Below are 18,299 nucleotides of genomic sequence, written 5' to 3' on the forward strand. Positions count from 1 at the left end.
GGCACGAACCGCAGCCGGACCGGCCCGTCGACGGGGCCGGTTCCAAGGAAAGGGTGTTGAGGCCGATGCGCAAGCTTATCAAGGCCGCCGGGCGGCTGTTCGGGTCCGCATCGCCGGACGACGAACACGCCCGTGGCCTGAAAGCCAACGATCGCGGGGATTACAAGACCGCTCTGGAAGCCTGGCTGGCCGCCGCCCGCGAAGGTCATGCCGATGCCCAGTACTCCCTTGGCCGCCTGTACGATCAGGGCAAGGGCGTGGTGCGCAACATCGTCGACGCGGTCGGCTGGTATCGCCGGGCCGCCGACCAGGGGCACGGCGAGGCGCAGGCCCGGCTCGCCGAGATCTATTATTACGGCTGCGAGCAGCCGAAGGGCGTTGTCCCGACCGACGAGGCCCTGTCGGTTCTCTTCCCCAACGGCCTGAAGATCGAGCAGGATTACCCGACGGCGCTGCGCTGGGCGCGCGCCGCCGCCGAACAGGGCGTCGCCGGCGCCCAGGCCCTTCTCGGCTACATGCACGCCTCCGGCTTCGGCATCGAGCCCGACTACGCGGAGGCGGAGCGCTGGTACCGCATCGCCGCCGCGAAGGGCAACGCGGCCGCTCAGCTCGGGCTCGGCACGCTGCTGGCCGGCGGCTATGGCGGCACGCCCAACCCCGAGGCGGCGCACGAGTGGTTCCGCAAGGCCGCCGAGCAGAACAACGTCATGGCTTGGTACTATCTCGGCACCCAGTACGCCTCGGGGCTTGGCGTCGGGCAGGACCATGCCGAGGCGGTCACCTGGTTCCGCAAGGCCGCCGACGCCGGCGCCGCCGCGGCGCAGCGCGCGCTCGGCCTGCTGTACACGCGCGGCCTCGGCGTGCCGAACGACCCGCACAAGGCGGAGACGTGGCTGCGCAAGGCGGCGGTCCAGGGCGACGCCGAGGCGATGGTGCAGCTCGGCCACCTGAACAGCCGGGGCGCGGGGTTCCAGCCGAATCTGTTCGACGCGGCGATCTGGTATCGCGCCGCCGCCGAACTCGGCCATCGCGAGGCGCAGAAGATCCTCGCCCAGATGTATTTCGCCGGGTCCGGCGTGCCGCGCGACGAGGTCGAGGCGGTCCGCTGGCTGGAACGCGCCGCCGGCCAGGGCGACCCGCAGGCCCAGCTCCGCATCGGCGCCCTCTACGCCGAAGGGCGCGGTGTGGCGCGCGACTACGACCGGGCGCTCGACTGGTTCCGCCGCGCCGCGGATCAGGGCAACAGCGACGCCGTCTACAACATCGGCATGCTGCACAGCCTGGGCCTCGGTGTTCCGCGCGATCCGGCCGGTGCGCTCTCCTGGTACCAGCGTGCCGCCGAGCAGGGGAGCGTGCTCGCCCAGTTCCGCCTCGGCGCCATGCTCGCTTCCGGCGACGGCGTGCCCCAGGACTATCCCGGCGCCGCCCTCTGGTCGCGCAAGGCCGCCGAGCAGGGGCACGTCGGCGCCATGGTCAACATCGGCCGCTTCTCCATGCAGGGGTTGGGCGTGGAGCGTGACACCGCGGAGGCGCTTCGCTGGTTGAGCGCCGCGGCCGACCAGAAGGAAGCCGCGGCGATGACCGCGCTTGGCGAGCTGTACGGTCATTGGAGCGACGAGAAGGACGTGGTGCGCGCCCGCTCCTGGCTGGAGCGCGCCGCGGCCCTCGGCGAACCGCGGGCGAAGTCGCTTCTGGAACGCCTCCCGCCGCCCCCTCCCGCTTCCGGGCAGGACGGCGGCCAGCACCGCGCGGCGGCCGGAGAAGGCTAACGGGGGAGCCGGTTCCCGGTTTCGCTCAAACCACCAGAACGCACCCGACGAACGGCCATCGCGCTGCCGGCACCATCGCTGGCAGCGCGATGGCCATGTGGCGGTGCGGTTCGCCCGTCACGGGCAGCCGGACCGTCCCGAGGTCGGCATAGCCCAGGGTCCGATAGAGACGCCGGGCACGGTCGTTGTGGGGCAGCACCGCCAGCTCCACGCGCACGCACCATCCGGCGGCCCAGCGGTGCGCCGCCTGCATGAGGTGGCGGCCAAGCCCGAAGCCCTGGACGTCCGGATGCAGCTCGATCCCCAGAGCGAGCGCCCCCTCCCCCGGCTCCGCCGGCCAGTCCGGTCCGACCCGGCAGTGACCGACGATCGCCCCGTCCCGCTCAGCGGTCAGCCAGCAGCGGTCGGGCGCGGCCAGCCACGCCTCGACCGCAGCCATGTCGGGAGCCGCGGCCTTGCCGGCCCCGTGCAGCCCTGCAAGGCCGGCCAGGAAGGCGTGCAGGCGGATCGCCTCCCCGGGCGGGACACGGCGCAGGATCACCAAGCCGAGCGAGGGGATCGCCGTGCGTGGGGCTCCCCGCAGCCGCAGATCGGGGAAATCCGGAAGCCGCACATCCACCTTATGCTCGCGCCCGGCGAAGGCGTCGGGGACCACCACGGCGAAACCGCAGCGGCCATCGCCCTTGCCGGCGGCCTTCAGGTCGTCCCGGTGCCGGTCGGCGGCCGTCGTGACCGGATGACCGTCGAACAGAACGGTGACGCGCAGCCGTCGGCCGGGATGAGCCGGCAGCCACGCCCACCCGGTCACCATCTCCCCGACGCCCTCCAGGTACCCTTCCGCGCCTCCTTGAAGGAGCCCCTCGGGCTCGCCGGGCCGGGCGTGCATCGGGCGGCTAATCGGTCAGGAGGTTGAGCAGGTAGTTGCCGTAGCCGCTCTTGGCCAGGGGGCGGGCGATGCGGGCAAGCTGCTCGCCGTCGATGAAGCCCTTGCGCCAAGCGACCTCCTCCGGGGAACAGACCTTCAGCCCCTGCCGGGCCTCGATCGTCTGGACGAATTCCGCCGCCTGGAGAAGCGACTCATGCGTCCCGGTGTCGAACCAAGCGTAACCGCGGCCCAGACGCTCCACGGCAAGCCGGCGGCGTTCCAGATAGACGTTGTTGACGTCGGTGATCTCCAACTCGCCGCGGGCCGACGGGCGGATCGTCGCGGCGATGTCGAGCACGGCGTTGTCGTAGAAATAAAGACCGGTCACCGCGTAGTTGGACTTCGGCACCGTCGGCTTTTCCTCGATGGCGACCGGCACTCCCTCAGCGTCGAAGCTGATCACGCCGTAGCGTTCCGGATCGCGGACATGGTAGCCGAACACCGTCGCCCCCTCCGCCCGGCCGGCGGCGCGCAGCAGGGCCGGCTCCAGGTCGTGGCCGAAGAAGATGTTGTCGCCCAGGATCAGGCAGACATCGTCGCGGCCGACGAACTCGCGCCCGATGAGGAAGGCCTGCGCCAGCCCCTCGGGCTTCGGCTGCTCGGCGTAGCTCAGCGCGATGCCCCACTGGCTGCCGTCGCCCAGCAGGCGGCGGAACTGCGGCTGGTCGTCCGGCGTGGTGATGATCAGGATGTCCCGGATGCCGGCCAGCATCAGCGTGGACAGCGGGTAGTAGATCATCGGCTTGTCGAACACGGGCAGAAGCTGCTTGCTCGTCACCTGCGTCAGCGGGTAGAGCCGCGTGCCGGAACCGCCGGCCAGGATGATGCCTTTCATGCGCCCGCCCTCACGGTCTGGGAATGGTCGAGGATCTCGTCCAGCATCCGGTCCAGCGCCGCCTCCCAGTCCGCCGGCGCGATGCCGTAGGTCCGGGTGATGAGCGCGGTGTCCAGGACGGAATTGGCGGGCCGCTTGGCCGGAGTGGGGAAATCTGCGGTCGCGATGGCCCGCACGGGCGGGCGGCGGCCGATGCGCTCGGCGGCGCGGTCGACGATGCGCTCCGCGAAGCCGTGCCAGCTCGTGGCCGGCGCACCGGCGTAATGGAAGGTGCCGGGCGTCCAGCGGTGGGCCTCCGCGGGGGCCGGGGCGAGGCGCAGACGCGCGATGGCGGCGATCGCGTCGGCGATTCCGGCTGCCGGCGTCGGGCAGCCGCGCTGGTCGGCGACCACGCGCAACTCGTCGCGCTCGCGGGCCAGCCGCAGCATGGTCTTCACGAAATTGTGCCCATGCGCCCCGAACACCCAGGCGGTGCGCAGGATCACGTGGTCGGCGGGCAGAAGGTCGCGCACCGCCTCCTCGCCGGCCAGCTTGCTAGCGGCGTAGACGCCCTGCGGGGCGACGGGGTCGTCCTCGCGCCAGGGGGTGGCCTTGCTGGCCCCGTCGAAGACATAGTCGGTGGAGATGTGAATCAGCGGCACCCCGGCGTCGGCGCAGGCCCGCGCCAGATTGGCCGGTCCGTGCCGGTTGACCGCGAAGGCCGGCTCCGGCTCGCTCTCCGCCTTGTCCACCGCGGTGTAGGCCGAAGCGTTGACGACCAGGGCCGGGCGGTGGGCGGCTATGGCCGCAGCCACCGCCGCCGGGTCGGTCACGTCGCCGGCCGCGCGGGTCAACCCGACCGGCCGCAGCCCCGGCGTCCAGGCGGCGCGCAGCAGCTCGAAGCCGACCTGCCCGCCGGCCCCGAAGACGAGGACGGTGCGGATGGGGAGCGCCGCCTCAGCCATGGGCGGGCTCGGCCGCGGGAGCGGCGGCCACGCCGAGACGCTGGCCGCTGTAGCCGTTCGCCGACAGCCGCTCCCACCAGGCGCGGTTCTCGAGATACCAAGCGACGGTGCGGCGGATGCCGGTCTCGAAGGTCTCCGACGGCCGCCAGCCCAACTCGGTCTGCAGCTTGGTGGCGTCGATGGCGTAGCGGTGGTCGTGGCCGGGCCGGTCGGTGACATGGGTGACGAGGGTCCGCCGCGGGCCGCCGGGAAGCGGACCGGCCATCTCGTCCACGAGGTCGCAGATGGCGTTGACCACGTCGATGTTGCGCCGTTCGCTGTCGCCGCCGACGTTGTAGCTCTCGCCCAGCCGTCCCTTGGTCAGAATGGTCCAGAGGGCCGAAGCGTGGTCGTCCACATAAAGCCAGTCGCGCACGTTCAGTCCGCTGCCGTAGACCGGAAGCCGCTGCCCCTGCAGCGCCTTCAGCGTCATCAGCGGGATCAGCTTCTCGGGAAACTGCCAGGGGCCGTAGTTGTTCGAGCAGTTGCTGGCGACCGTCGGCAGCCCATAGGTCTCGTGCCAGGCGCGCACGAAATGGTCGGACGCCGCCTTGCTGGCCGAATAGGGGGAATTCGGCGCGTAGGGCGTGGTTTCGGAGAAACGCCCTTCGTCGTCCAGCGTGCCGAACACCTCGTCGGTGGAAACGTGGTGGAAACGGAAGCCGTCCTTCTCCGCGCCCTCCAGCCCGCGCCAGTGATCGAGCGCCACGCGCAGCAGCGTCACGGTGCCGACCACGTTGGTCTGCACGAAGGCCATCGGCCCGTCGATGGAGCGGTCCACATGGGTTTCCGCCGCCAGATGCACGACCGCCGCCGGACGGTGGGCGGCGAAGACCCGGCGCAGTTCCGCCTCGTCGCAGATGTCCACCCGCTCGAAGGCATAGCGCGGGTCCTCGGCGAAGCGGGCGAGGCTTTCCAGATCCGCGGCGTAGGTGAGCTTGTCGAGGTTGACGACCGACGCCCGCGTGTTCGCCAGGACCCAGCGGATGAAGGCCGAGCCGATGAAGCCGGCCCCTCCCGTCACCAGTATGCGCATCCCATTTCCCCTTTGCAGCGCCGCGCGGCGCGCCCTTCAGAACAGATCGCCTTCAAAGCAGGTCGCCTTCAAAGCAGGTCGATGGCCGCGGCCAGGGGCGACGCCACCATGTCCTTGTCCGAGACCACGGACCCGGCCACGGACGGCCAGGCGATGCCAAGCGCGGGATCGTTCCACAGGATCGCCCGCTCGCACTCGTGAGAATAAAAGGCGTCGACCTTGTAGGCGACGATCGTGTCGGGTTCCAGCGTGCAGAAACCGTGGGCGAACCCCACCGGAACCAGCAGCTGCTCCAGCCCGTCGGCGCTCAGCTCCACCGCCACATGCCGCCCGAAGGTCGGGGAGCCGCGGCGGATGTCCAGCGCGACGTCGAGGATGCGGCCGCGCAGGACGCGGACCAGCTTGGTCTGGGCCTGCGGCTCCAACTGGTAATGCAGGCCGCGCACCGTGCCCGGCATGGCCGACAGGGACTGGTTGTCCTGAACCCAGTCCCGCTCCAATCCGTGACCGGCAAAGGTCCGGGCGCTCCAAGTCTCGACGAAGTAGCCCCGGGCATCGCCGAACCGTTTCGGAACGATCAGTCGAACATCGGGCAGAGCTGTAGGGGTGACCTGCATGGCGAAGCCGGAGTTTTTTGAAGGAGTCAGCCTGTTATGACGGGCCGGAAGGGCTTTTCAAGCGCTTTGTGAGGTTGGAACGGTCTTCCCGTCCCGCCGGACCGTTCATGTCTGCCGTGTCCCCAGCGGCTCGACCGGACGCACGATGTCGTACTTCATCAGATGGACGAGGCTGCGCACCAGCAGGATTTGACGCTCCGTCGGAACCAGACCCGCCAGTTCCCCCACCCTGCGCCCCGGCGGGTCCAGCGCATCGATCGCCAGGGCGATGTCGGCGGTCGGGGAGAGCAGCAGGTTGCGCGCCGGCGAGTTCATCGGGTCGCCATGGAGCATCGCCAGGGCCTCCATCGCCGCGGCCCGCGTGACGCCCGGGGCGCGGACCAGCCGCATCCCCGGCTCCAGCGTGCGCGAGGGATAGGCCTGGAACATGCGCAGCGGGTCGGGGCGCAGCGGGTTGCCGTCACCGTCGCGGCGCGGCGCGCGTTCCTGGGCATGGCGGCGGATGTCGGCGAGCTGACGCCAGACGTCCAGATACTGCGGGATGATGGCTTTCCAGTCGAAGACGGCGGCGGCGCGGGCGCGTCCCGCCTCTCCCATGCGGCGGCGCAGGCCGGGGTCGACGGCCAGCAGCGCGTAGGCTTCGGCCGCGGCCTCCACATCCACCGCGGTGATCTGCGAGGCGCGGGCGATGAAATGGTCGTAGCTGTCCAGGCCGGCGTCGTAGCGGTCGGCAAGGTCGGGCGCGAAGCCCGGTGGCGGCAGAACGGTCGGCACACGGAAGCCGTCCACACCATGGCGCACCGTCTCGCGGTAGCCGTTCCAGTCGGTGACGACGCAGGGCAACCCGGCGGCCATCGCCTCCACCGGGGTGATTCCGAAGGTCTCCTGGATGTTGTCCACCAGCGACGTGAACAGATCGGCGACCGCCCAGATCCGGGTCCGCACATCCGGCTTGCGACCGTCCAGGAAGATGGCGTTGACGCTGGGGCAATAGCGCCGGGCTCCCTCAATGAAGGCGGCGGCGATGGAGTCGTTGCCGAACCAGCCGGCCTGGATCAGGTGCAGCCGCTTGCCGGTCCGCTGGGCGGCCCGCTCCAGAGCCTGATACATCGGTATGGGGTGCGCCTTGGCGTGGAAGCTGAGACGCCCCACGAACAGGACCGCCACATCCTCCTCGCCGATGCCGAGCGCCGCGCGCTCCGCCGCGCGGACGGACGGATCGAAGCGGAAGGCGTCCGTGTCGACGCCGAGCGGGATCACCGGCAGGTTCGGAAGCGGCACCTCGGCGGCCCCCAGCCGGTCGCGCAGATACTCCGCATAAGGCTGAAGGACCGCCTCGACCGAGGAGCGGGCCGCCCAGGAGGTGCAGATCACCGCGTCCCACGGCTGAATCGGCGCGGTGGCCAGGGCGCCCAAGGCTTGCGGGGACTCCGACGTGGTGTGGGTGATGCCGCACAGGCTGTAAGCCCGCTGGTCGCGGGACCGTCGGCGCCAGGCGAACTGGTCGATGCCCGGTCCCGGCAGGAACAGGCATCCCACGTTGGCGAGGCGCGACGGTTCCCCGGTCAAATACAGCTCCACCTTGCGGCCCGGCGCGTGTCTGTCCGCAAGATCCATGAACAGCCGCGCCAGTGGCGGACCATCGACGTGGCAGGCGAAACGGTCCAGCCCGGAATGCCGGAAGAAACCGATCAGGAAGGATTCCCCCGCGACATGGCGCCCCTTCAGATCGGTCCGCGCGGTCTCGTAACCTTCGGGATGGAAGTAGATGGCGGCGTTGGACACGGGCGGCGGGCTTTCCGGAAAATGGCAAAAGGGATGGTCGATGAACCGGGAGAGTAGCGGGGCCTCGCCAACCGGGCAACGCACAGCTTAGCCGCCTCCCCCACCCGGAGCGGGGAAGCGGGCGTACAGGCCGGACAGCGCTCCCGTGCCGAGGGCGCCTTCCCATTTGCGGCGGAACAGGGTGTCCTCCTCCAGCCCGCCGCTTGGCGTGTTCGCGGGAACCCCCAGCGCTGCGGGTCCGGCGTGGCGAAGGACGGCGAAGGGCGTGCAGACGTTGCGGTAGCCGTGGATCAGGGCCGACAGGCAAAGGTCGGATACGGCGCGGCCCGGCGAGAACCGGGGATCGAAGCCTCCCAGCTCCTTCAGCACCGTCCGGCGCACCGCCAGGACGGCGCCGGGCACCGCCGCGCAGTTGCGCACGCAGTCCGTTTCCCCGCCCAGCGGGGCCATGGCGCCGTCCGCAGCGATGCCGAGACCGGCCCGGACGATCCTTCCGTCGGGGGCGCGCAGCGCCGCTCCCGCCACGCCGATGTCGGGCGACCGGGCCAGATCGACCAGCGCGCTCAGCCAGTCCGGGGCCGCGGGCTCCACCGCCTCATCCAGAAGGACCAGCAGATCCGTGCGGGATTGCGCGATGGCCGCGTTCCACGCCGCCACCGCTCCATTGCCGTCCGAACCGCTCCCGTCGATCGGCAGGACATGAAGATCCGGATGGCTCGTCCGGTTCAGGACCGCGGCGGTGCGCCCGCGCAGGATCAGCGTGGCCGGCGGCTGACCCAGGCGCCCGCGGCGGACGCGGAACAGGCCGGGCCGGCCGCCGGACAGCAGCTCGGCATCGGCGCCGTAGCGGGCGGCCGCATGGTCGGCCAGGGCCTTGCGGACGCCGTCCTCGGCGCCTGCGGGGGCCGGAAGCCCATCCGGCGACTCACCCCCCTGACGGTGCAGGGCGACCGGAATGTGATGGACCCGGTCGGTGACCCGCGCGATCCGCAAAGCGAGGTCGTGCTCTGTGGCCGTGCTGAAGCCCTGGCGAAAGCCGCCAAGCCCGACGAACAGGCTTTTGCGGACCGGCATCAGACGGCCGACATAGGGACAGGATTCCAGATGCTCCGGCGACCAGCCGGGCTTGGCGACGGGCTCCCCGCCGGGGCCGGTCCCGTCCGTGTAGAAGGCGTCGGCGTCGGGATGGCGGCCGATCGCCCGTGCGACCTCCATCAGCGCCTCCGGCTCCAGCGCGTCGGCGGGGCCGAGGAGAGCCACCCAACCGCCGGACGACATCTCCACCGCCGTGTTGGCCGCCCCGGCGAGGCCGGGCACCTGGGCCTGCGGGCGGATGCGGATGCGCGCGTCCGTCCCGCGGAATCCGTTGGCGACGGCCCATGCTTCCGCCGCCGCCGTGCCGTCGCCGCACAGGCACAGCTCCCAGAAGGGATAGCTCTGACCGGACACGGACTGCACGCAGCGCCGCAGAGCCTCGGGCGAGACCGGGCCGACCGGAACGACGAGGCTGATGGTCGGATGGCTGTCCAGGGCGACGACCCGGCCCCGCGCCGCCGCGTCGGGGAGCGTGCCGAGCGGGTGCCTCCAGGCCACCCGCCGGGAGGCCGCGACCCGCGCCGTGACCGGTGGAACAGGCTGGTCCAGCCCCAGTTCCGCCATGCGTTCGCGCATCCGGCGCCCGATGGCCTTGGGCGACAGGGTGCGGCGGATGTCGGCGGCGGCCCGTCTTCCCTTGGCCTCGGCCTCGCGGCGGTCGCGGCGGACGCGCGCCATCAGATCGGCCATATGGTCGATGTCGGGATCGGCCCACAGCGCGCCGGCGGCATAGGGGCCGGTGTCCTGCCCGACGGGCACGAGCCGGCAGGCCACGGGATAGCCGTTCGTCTCGTTGAGGAAGTCGGTGCTCGCCGCGTAGTCGGTCGCGATCACTGGCTTGCCCAGATGCATGGCTTCCGCGATGTTGAGGCCGAAGCCCTCCGAGCGGTGCGGCGAAACGAAGCAGTCGGTCACCCTCTTCAGCGACAGCGTCTCCGCCTCGTCGAGCAGGCCCGGCAACAGGCGGATGTTCGGCGCCCGCGCCTCGTCGCGCAGGCGGCGCAGCCGCTCCGGATCGTGGGCGCCGGAATGATGCTTCAGCAGCAGCAGGACGCCGGGGTCCTCGCCGAAAGCCTGTTTGAAGGCCCGGATCAGGGCGAAGGGGTTCTTGCGCTCCATGTAGCTGGACACGTCGAAGACGTAGAGGAAGGTGAACACCTCGTCCGGAATGCCGAAGTGCGCCCGTCCGTGCACCGCGCGCCGGATGTCCGGCGCCACCGCATAGGGCATGACGGTCACCGGAACCGGCGACAGCGCCGCGAAGGCGTCGCGGCAGAAGGTGCTGGGTGCCCACACCTCGTCCACCGCGCCGAAGCCGCCCATCCACTCGCTGCGGAAATTGGCCAGTTCCCACACCCACAGGCCGACCGTGTAGGCGTCGTCGAGCAGCGCCCGGTCGTGCCCGCGGAAGAAATAGGGCAGCATGTCCGCATTCTGCGCCAGCAGCGTCAGCCGGTAGGGCGAGCGCGACCAGCGCCGGTTCCCGCGCAGCATCCGGGCATAGTCGTCCTGGGCCGCCCGCCCATAGACCGAGATGTCCACGTCCTGCGTCCAGACCGGCAGGCCGGAGGCCCGCGCCGCCGCGGCATAGGCGCGCGCCGCCGTCCCCAGCCCGGTTTGGGCGGACAGCGGCCCGAAGAGGGAGATCGCGCAGGGCTTGGCGGCGAAGGCCGCGGGCGCGCAACGACGCCCGGCGTAGGGGGTGAGGCCCGGAGCCGCCCGCCCCTCCCGCCAGCCATAGGCCGCGTAGTGATGAAAGCCGGATGGAAGCTGTCCGGTCTCCACGGCGGCCCGCACGTCCGGGTTCAGGGCGAGGTAGCCGTGTTCGTCGAACCCTTCGGCCTGGATGGGCGAAAGCCCGTCCTCCGGATCATCCTGGCTGGCGAGACGCAGCAGCCGATCAATGGCGGGAAACCGGTCCGGACAATCCACGGTGCGGCGCCTTTTTCCGGTTCGGCGTTGCCGGCCTCGTCCGTTCAGGTCAACGGCGGAACGCCGGGATGACCACCCTCCAGTTCGACCTGGATCAGACGGGTAACCAGTTCCGGCATCGCGATCCGGGTGCTCCAGCCCAGCCGCTCGCGGGCCTTGGCCGGGTTGCCGCGGCTGCACGCCACGTCGGTCGGACGGCAATGGGCCTCGGTCTGCACCACGTGGTCGCGCCAATCCAGGTCGAAATGCGCGAAGGCCAGCCGGACGAACTCCTCAAGAGTCGTCGTGATTCCGGTCGCCAGGATGTAGTCGTCCGCCGCGTCCTGCTGCAGCATGCGCCACATCGCGTCGACATATTCCGGCGCCCAGCCCCAGTCGCGGGCCACCGACAGGTTGCCCAGCTCCAGCCGCTCCGCCTCGCCGCGGGCCACCGCGACGGCGCCCCGGATGATCTTGCGCGTCACGAAGCGCTCGGGCCGCAGGGGCGATTCATGGCTGTACAGGATGCCCGACCCCGCGTGCAGCCCATAGGCCTGCCGGTAGGTGGCGATCAGCCCGTGGGCCGCCGCCTTGGCCACCGCGTAGGGGCTGCTCGGGCGCGGCGGCGCGTCCTCCGTCGCCGGGACCGCGCTGGTGTCGCCGAACATCTCCGAGGAGGAGGCGTGGAACAGCCGCGCCGAGGGCGCCTGTTGGCGGATCGCCTCCAGGATGTTCAGCGTCGAGGTCAGGATGCTGCCGAACGCCGCCGCCGGCTGCGCGAAGGACAGCCCCACCGACGACTGCGCTGCCAGATGATAGATTTCCCTGGGCGAGACCGCCCCGATCACCCGCTCCACCGCCGCCGCGTCCTGCGGCGCCACGGCATGGATCGTCACCCGCTCCCGGATTCCAAGGGCGTCCAGCGTTGAATAGGAGGCACCGGCGAGGTCCCGCGTCGTGCCGTGCACGGCGTAGCCCCGCTCCAGAAGAAAGCGCGCAAGATAGCTGCCGTCCTGCCCGCACACCCCGAAAATCAGCGCCGTCCGCGTCATCGCGCGATCCCCGGCGCCCTGACGGTCACAACACGGACGGTCATAACAACCCTGCTCAATGCTCTCTCCCGTCCCCGCCGCCAGCCCTCATCAGCCGACCGGCAGGACCAAACCGGCAGACATCGCGCCGTCAGCTCTACGCCTTGGGGCTTCAAAGGTGGTGAAACCTACAGCCTCGTCCGCGAATCCGTCAACAGATACGGGTCGTCACGGCCGCCCCGGCGGCGGCGACGCCTTCCTTGCCCGGAGCGTGCAGATGTGGCATGTCGGGACACGTCCGGCTCGAAGCCTTCGGAGAGAGCAACCGCATGTCCCTGGCCCACACCTTCCATCCGACATTGCTGCGCGAGTACGACATCCGCGGCATCGTCGGCACGACGCTCACGACCGCGGACGCGCGCGCGGTGGGCCGCGCCTTCGGGACGATGATCGTGCGCAAGGGCGGCACGACCGCCTGCATCGGCTATGACGGGCGGCACAGCTCGCCGGAACTGGAGGAGGCGCTGGTCGACGGGCTGGTCTCCACCGGCCTGCGGGTGACGCGCATCGGGCTCGGCCCCACCCCCATGCTCTACTTCGCCACCCGCGACCGCGAGGCCGACGGCGGCATCATGATCACCGGCTCGCACAACCCGCCGGAGTACAACGGCATCAAGATGATGCTCGGCAAGGGGCCGGTCTACGGCGCGATGATCCAGGAGCTCGGCGCCATCGCCGCCGCCGGCGACTACGCCACCGGCGCCGGCAGCGCCGAGCGCGTCGACGTCCAGGACGCCTACGTCGCCCGCCTGCTCAAGGACTACGACGGCGTGCGCGACCTCAAGATCGCCTGGGACGCCGGCAACGGCGCCACCGGCGAGATCCTGCGCCGCCTGACCGCCACGCTGCCCGGCGAGCACATCCTGCTGTTCGACGCCATCGACGGCGACTTCCCCAACCACCACCCCGACCCCACCGTCGAGAAGAACCTCGTCGACCTGAAGAAGGCGGTCGCCGAGCACGGCTGCGACATCGGCATCGGCTTCGACGGCGACGGCGACCGCATCGGCGCCATCGACCATCTCGGCCGCGTCGTCTGGGGCGACCAGCTGGTGGCGATCTACGCCGCCGACGTGCTGAAGAGCCACCCCGGCGCCACCATCATCGCCGACGTCAAGGCCAGCCAGACGCTGTTCGACGAGATCGCCCGGCTCGGCGGCCAGCCGCTGATGTGGAAGACCGGCCACTCCCTGCTCAAGGCCAAGATGGCCGAGACCGGCTCGCCGCTGGCCGGCGAGATGTCCGGCCACATCTTCTTCGCCGACAAATGGTACGGCTTCGACGACGCGCTCTACTGCGCGGTGCGCCTGATCGGCCAGGTCAGCCGCTCCGGCGGCCCGCTGGCGGCGCTGCGCGACCGCCTGCCCGAGGTGATCAACACCCCGGAGACCCGCTTCCAGGCCGACGAGGAGCGCAAGTTCCAGGTCGTCCGCGAGGTCAAGGAGCGCCTCAAGGCCGAGGGCGCCCAGGTCAACGACATCGACGGCGTGCGCGTCCAGACCCCCGACGGCTGGTGGCTGCTGCGCGCCTCCAACACCCAGGACGTCCTGGTCGCCCGCGCGGAGTCCTCCACCCAGGACGGCCTGGAGCGCCTCAAGAGCATGGTCGTCGCCCAGCTCGAAGCCTCCGGCCTCGAAGCCCCCTCCTTCGAAAACGGCGGTAACGCTGCCCACTGAGGCGGATGGACCATGGTGGCCCCGGCCATCATGGTCCATCCGCAAGGCGGGCCCTGAGTCCGGATGGCACCCATGACGGCCGACGGCATCGCCGGTTTGCTTGAAGACCTGATGCGGGCACTTGCGGAACGCGACGGCGCCGCCCGCCGCTTGGCGGTGGTGGATGACCGAATCCGGGAGCTGTCGGCCCGCCTCCTCGGGCGCGAGGCCCCTCTACCCCTTCCCCTGCCCGAGACCGGCGGCCTGCCTGCCCCCGGCGCGCGCAGGACTGACGATCCGCCACCGCCGCCAACCGGTCCCGGTGGTGAGGACGATCCCCACGCCCAGCGGCGCGAGCGGGCGGACACCATCCAGGAACTGGAAGCGCGGAACGAGGAGTTGGCCCAGGCCCTTGGCCGGCATCTGGTCACGTTGGCCCAGGCCGAGGACAACGTCGACCGCCTGTTCCAGAGGATCGACGCGTTGGAGCGGGACGCGGCCGAGACGTCCCGCCGGCTGGCCGAACTGGGCGCCGGGGTAGAGAATCGCGACCGGCAGATCGCCCGGCTGGTTCTGGACGCGGTGGCCCGGGGCGTGGCCCTGCGCCCGGACGGCTTCGACGAGGAGGCCTATCTGGCGCACAACCCCGACATCCGCGCCGCGCTCCAGGGCGCTCCGGCGGGCCGCGCCCTGGAGCATTGGCTCCGCTGGGGCGTCCAGGAAGGCCGGCGGACGCAGTTCCGCCGGCTTCCCATCAACGGCCAGTGACCATCCCTCGCCCTTACTTGACCCAGTACCAGGTGTTCTTGACCAGGATGTCGATCAGGGAGTCGGCGCTTTCCTTCCAAGTCAGGCGCGTCATGCCGGCGCTGCCCGGCACGGTCCCCGCGGCGAAGCGGTCCCGCCAAACCGCGATCTCCCGCGCCAAGCGATCGGGATCGGCGATCTCCACATAGGTCGCGTGGTCGCCCGCGATCTCGTGGAAGACCGGCAGATCGGAGCAGATGATCGGCGTGCCGTAATGCGCCGCCTCGACCAGCGGCAACCCGAAGCCCTCCCCCTTGCTGAGGAACAGCAGGGCGGCCGCGTTGCGGTAGAGGTGGGCGATCTCCGTGTCGTCGGCGCCTTCGAACAGGAACAGCTTCCGGTTCAACATCTTGTGCCGGCGCATGCGATCCATCAGGTCGTCGACCATCCAGCCCGCCCGGCCGGCGATGACAAGCGACAGGTCCGCCCCCTGCGCCCAAAGCCGCTCGAAGGCGTCCAGGGCGAGCGCATGCGACTTGCGCGGTTCGATCGTCCCGACCATCAGCGCATAGGGCGTCATCGCCCCGTTTCGCGCCGCGCTGTTCGCCGGGGCATCGGCTTGGGCCGGGAAGGTCGAGCCCAAATGCCAGTAGCCGACCTTCAACCCCTCGCGCCCCAGACCATGCTTGGCCATGTAGGCGATCAGGTCGTCGGCGACGGCCTTGGAGATGCAAACGAGCCCATCGCTCTGCTTGATGGCGGAGCGGACCCACCCCTCGAACCACTCCTTGCCGCCGTCGACGATGTTGCCGGGCGGCAGGGTGATCGGCAGCAGGTCGTACACGGCGGTGACGACGGGCACCCGCGCCTGCCGCGCCCGCTCGAAGATCGGCTCGAACGCCTCGTACTGCGCCCAGGAGGAGTCGAGCATCAACAGCTGGTCGCCCGGCCGGAACACCACCGGCTCGGCGGTGGCCGCTTCCGCTTCGTGCCGGAGCAGCAGGCCCTGCGGGGCCAGCCAACGGTTCGCCGGAACAAGCTGGTCCCCAACACGCTCCACCGCAACCGCCTCGAAATCCGCCCGCTCGGTGCAGTAGGCGGCGCGGACGATTTCCCGCACGACACGCGGAATCCCGGTCCCGTGGTCGTCTTTCACGATGTGGCTGACGTCGATGAACAGGCGCGGCTTGGCGAAGACCGGCACCTGACGGCGGTCCAGGAACTCCGCGGCGCGGGCGGCAGCCCCCGCCCGATCCGGGCAGGCCGCCAGATGCGGCGCCAGCAGCCGGGCGTAATGCGACGACCGCGCGGCGGCGTCGCGCTCGATGAACTCATGGATGGCAGCGGCGTACTGCGCGGCGCTCAGATTAGGATCGTGCTGCGCACGCACATAGGCGTGGCCACGCCGCGCATAGCCGGCGCGCCGTCCGGGGTCCCGCACCAGCTCCAGAAGCGTCGCCGCAATCTCCGCCGGCGTCGGCTCCGCCGACAGCTTCACCATCACGTCCGGCGGGTAGTCCTTGAAGCTCGACTCGTCATTGACGACCAGCGGCAGGCCGTAGGCCAGACCGTCCAGAACTCCCTTCGATGTGCTGCCCCGGCAGTTCGTGCGCAGTTGCACCGCGATGTCGGCGGCCCGCAGGTGGCGCTCGTAGTCGGCCTCCGACACAAAGCCGGTGACCCGCACCCGCCGTCCCAGCCCCGACTTGGCAATCCGCTCCCGCAACGCCGCCCCGAAGTCGTCCCGCAGGATCTCGCCGACGAAAACCAGGTGGCAGCGCCCCTCGTCCCGCAGTGCCGACGACACGAAGGCCTCCAGAAGACGGTCCCCGCACTTCGTCCAGGTCACATGGCCGAAGGTCGCGACGATCACGTCGTCCGGCCCGTATCCCAGCGCCGCGCGCGCCGCCTCCCGGTCCACCGCCGTCCCCGAACGCGGCAGCGCGACCATCTGCGGAACAATCCGGTAGGGTGCCGCCCAGCCCTCCGGGTGAAAGCGCCGCACCGTGTCCAGGCTGAACGGCGAGTGGGCGATCACCCCGATCGCCCGGTCCAGCACCCGCTTGCTGCCGGGCAAGGCCACCGCCGCCGCCCCGACCCCGTTCGCCTCCCCCTGCGCCGGGGCCAGGAACCGCCGCGCCTGTCCCGCATGGCCGTACAGCATCTCCAGGGCGTAGCGGTCCTTGTCCTGGAGCGTGAACTCCAGATGCCCCATCAGCCCGCTGAGGAAGACGTCGTGCAGCCCCACCACCCCGGGAAAGCGCTCCAGAAGCGGCACCATGTGCGCGTGGAAATCCGAGTTCCCGAACTCGTAGTGGATGACGTCGTAGGCCGCCGCGTTGGCCGGCAGGTCGCGGGCGTCGTAGATCCGGAAGGCCGTGGCGATCGCCGGGTCGGTCACCGTGTAGCCGTCGACATACAGGTCGATGTCGAAGTAGCGGGCGAGGTAGGGCAGAAAATAGGCGTTGTAGTCCGCGATCCCCGACCGGCAGGGCGGCAGCGGCGTCAGCATCGCCATCCGTCGGCGCGGCAGCCAGCCCTGCCGGGCCGCGGTGACGCCGCTCTCCCGCTTGCGCTCCAGCGCCTCGTCGAAGGCCTCCAGCGCCAGGCGCGCGGTGTTGCGCCAGGAATAGTCCTTGGCACGCGCCACCCCATGCCGGCGCAGATCGTCGGCAAAGCCGGGATCCTTGAGCACCCGAAGCAGGCTGCCGGTGATCGCGTCGGGGGCGGTGGCGTCGAACAGCGCGTCCTCGCGCACGATCAATTCGCGGATGCTCGAATTGGCACCGCCGACCACCGGCGCGCCGCAGGCCATCGCCTCCAGGACCGGCAGGCCCAGCCCCTCGTACAGCGAGGGGAAGAAAAACACCGTGCAGGTCGAATAGAGCGCAACCAGATCCTCTTCCGGAACGAAGCCCAGGAACAGAATGTCGCCGCCCCGCAGCCCCGCCTTGCGGGCCACCTCGGCGAGCGCCGCCTTGCGCTCCGCCTCGATCGCGCAGACGATCACCAGTTGCAGCGTCTCGCGCACCTCCGGCGGCAGCCCCGCGAAGGCGAGGATGGCTCCCGTCAGGTTCTTCCGGTGGTCGTCGCCGCCCGTGTAAAGAACAAAGCCCGCGCGGTCGATCCCATGGCGGGCCCGCAGGGTACGGCGGGCCAGCTCCGGCTCCGCCACGGGCATGAAATGCTCGGAGATGCCGCCGTGGATGGCCACGACCCGCGACGGGTCGATGCCCAGCAGGTCGATGGCGTCGCGCCGGCTGGCCTCCGAAATGGCCAGCAGAAGGTCGGCTTGGTGCAGCCAGGCTGCGCGGTGGCGGTACCAGCGCTCCAGCCCCAGACCCTGGAAGTAATGCTCCGGAAAACGCACCGGAATGAGGTCGTAGAGCGTCGCCGAGAGCACCTGCCCCGCCGGACGCCCGGCGGGCGGCGGCAGAGGCACCCGGTCGCCGCAGCCCTCGAAGACATGCGACACATGCACGACGTCCGGGCGCACCGCGTTCACCGCCGACCGGTACAAGAGACCGTCCAGCGCGTCGCGCTCGCCGCCGTCGTAATCCCGTCCTACCCCCCACTCGGGCAGAGGGGGAGCCTGCACAAGGCGGGATTGCCCAACCGCCTCCGTCTCCAGACGGTGGGGATGGTGCTCCGACACGAAGCCGAACAGGTCGCGCGCACCGCGCAGTTCCGCCATCGCCTCGAACAGCGCCTTCGAATAGCGCCCGACCCCCCGACGCGCCGACCCCACCGTCTGGCAGGCCTGCAGATCCACCAGAAGCCGCGTCGTGCGCCGGTCAACCTTACCCATCAATCCGTCTCCCCATATCCCAAACCAGCATCGAGCGCGTCA

The 18,299-nt window shown here is 70.6% G+C and carries 12 protein-coding genes; 3 read left to right on the top strand and 9 right to left on the bottom strand.

Features of this window, described 5'->3' with window-relative positions; genetic code table 11:
* Positions 1-65: 65 nt before the first annotated feature.
* The gene (locus tag Sp245p_RS26620) at positions 66-1,769 is read left to right on the top strand and encodes a tetratricopeptide repeat protein (protein WP_014200269.1); all 1,704 of its coding nucleotides are present in this window, start codon (positions 66-68) and stop codon (positions 1,767-1,769) included.
* Positions 1,770-1,794: 25 nt separating this feature from the next.
* Here the strand turns inward: Sp245p_RS26620 and Sp245p_RS26625 are convergent, their stop codons facing one another.
* From Sp245p_RS26625 to Sp245p_RS26660, 8 genes are all read right to left on the bottom strand, one after another.
* A complete protein-coding gene (locus Sp245p_RS26625; RefSeq protein ID WP_052584599.1) occupies positions 1,795-2,580 on the bottom strand; it encodes a GNAT family N-acetyltransferase in 786 nt (261 codons plus the stop codon).
* A gap of 82 nt (positions 2,581-2,662) precedes the next feature.
* The gene (gene rfbA, locus Sp245p_RS26630; protein WP_014200267.1) at positions 2,663-3,529 is read right to left on the bottom strand and encodes a glucose-1-phosphate thymidylyltransferase RfbA; all 867 of its coding nucleotides are present in this window, start codon (positions 3,527-3,529) and stop codon (positions 2,663-2,665) included.
* The gene (gene rfbD, locus Sp245p_RS26635) at positions 3,526-4,473 is read right to left on the bottom strand and encodes a dTDP-4-dehydrorhamnose reductase (protein ID WP_014200266.1); all 948 of its coding nucleotides are present in this window, start codon (positions 4,471-4,473) and stop codon (positions 3,526-3,528) included. Before rfbD ends, rfbA begins: the two co-directional genes overlap by 4 nt.
* Positions 4,466-5,548, bottom strand: coding sequence for a dTDP-glucose 4,6-dehydratase (gene rfbB, locus Sp245p_RS26640; protein ID WP_014200265.1), 1,083 nt, complete (start codon positions 5,546-5,548; stop codon positions 4,466-4,468). The genes rfbD and rfbB overlap by 8 nt, the downstream gene beginning before the upstream one ends.
* 68 nt (positions 5,549-5,616) lie before the next feature.
* A complete protein-coding gene (rfbC, locus tag Sp245p_RS26645) occupies positions 5,617-6,165 on the bottom strand; it encodes a dTDP-4-dehydrorhamnose 3,5-epimerase (protein ID WP_041814837.1) in 549 nt (182 codons plus the stop codon).
* 105 nt (positions 6,166-6,270) lie between these two features.
* Positions 6,271-7,950, bottom strand: coding sequence for a glycosyltransferase family 4 protein (locus Sp245p_RS26650; RefSeq protein ID WP_014200263.1), 1,680 nt, complete (start codon positions 7,948-7,950; stop codon positions 6,271-6,273).
* 87 nt (positions 7,951-8,037) lie between these two features.
* Entirely contained in the window at positions 8,038-10,977 is a 2,940-nt protein-coding gene (locus Sp245p_RS26655; protein WP_014200262.1) for a glycosyltransferase, read from the bottom strand.
* A gap of 44 nt (positions 10,978-11,021) precedes the next feature.
* On the bottom strand, positions 11,022-12,008 hold the full coding sequence (locus tag Sp245p_RS26660) for a GDP-mannose 4,6-dehydratase (RefSeq protein ID WP_014200261.1): 987 nt from the start codon (positions 12,006-12,008) through the stop codon (positions 11,022-11,024).
* 308 nt (positions 12,009-12,316) lie between these two features.
* Here Sp245p_RS26660 and pgmG point away from each other — a divergent pair, with 308 nt between their 5' ends.
* Both pgmG and Sp245p_RS26670 read left to right on the top strand, forming a co-directional pair.
* Positions 12,317-13,723, top strand: coding sequence for a phosphoglucomutase/phosphomannomutase PgmG (gene pgmG, locus Sp245p_RS26665; RefSeq protein ID WP_109139063.1), 1,407 nt, complete (start codon positions 12,317-12,319; stop codon positions 13,721-13,723).
* A gap of 72 nt (positions 13,724-13,795) precedes the next feature.
* Positions 13,796-14,470 (top strand): hypothetical protein, encoded by a 675-nt coding sequence (locus Sp245p_RS26670; RefSeq protein WP_109139057.1) that lies wholly within the window; start codon positions 13,796-13,798, stop codon positions 14,468-14,470.
* 13 nt (positions 14,471-14,483) lie between these two features.
* On the opposite strand, the gene Sp245p_RS26675 is transcribed toward Sp245p_RS26670, so the two are convergent.
* Positions 14,484-18,257, bottom strand: a complete 3,774-nt coding sequence (locus Sp245p_RS26675) for a glycosyltransferase (protein ID WP_109139058.1) — start codon at positions 18,255-18,257, stop codon at positions 14,484-14,486.
* Between the last annotated feature and the right edge of the window lie 42 nt (positions 18,258-18,299).

Source organism: Azospirillum baldaniorum, assembly GCF_003119195.2.
Classification (GTDB): domain Bacteria; phylum Pseudomonadota; class Alphaproteobacteria; order Azospirillales; family Azospirillaceae; genus Azospirillum; species Azospirillum baldaniorum.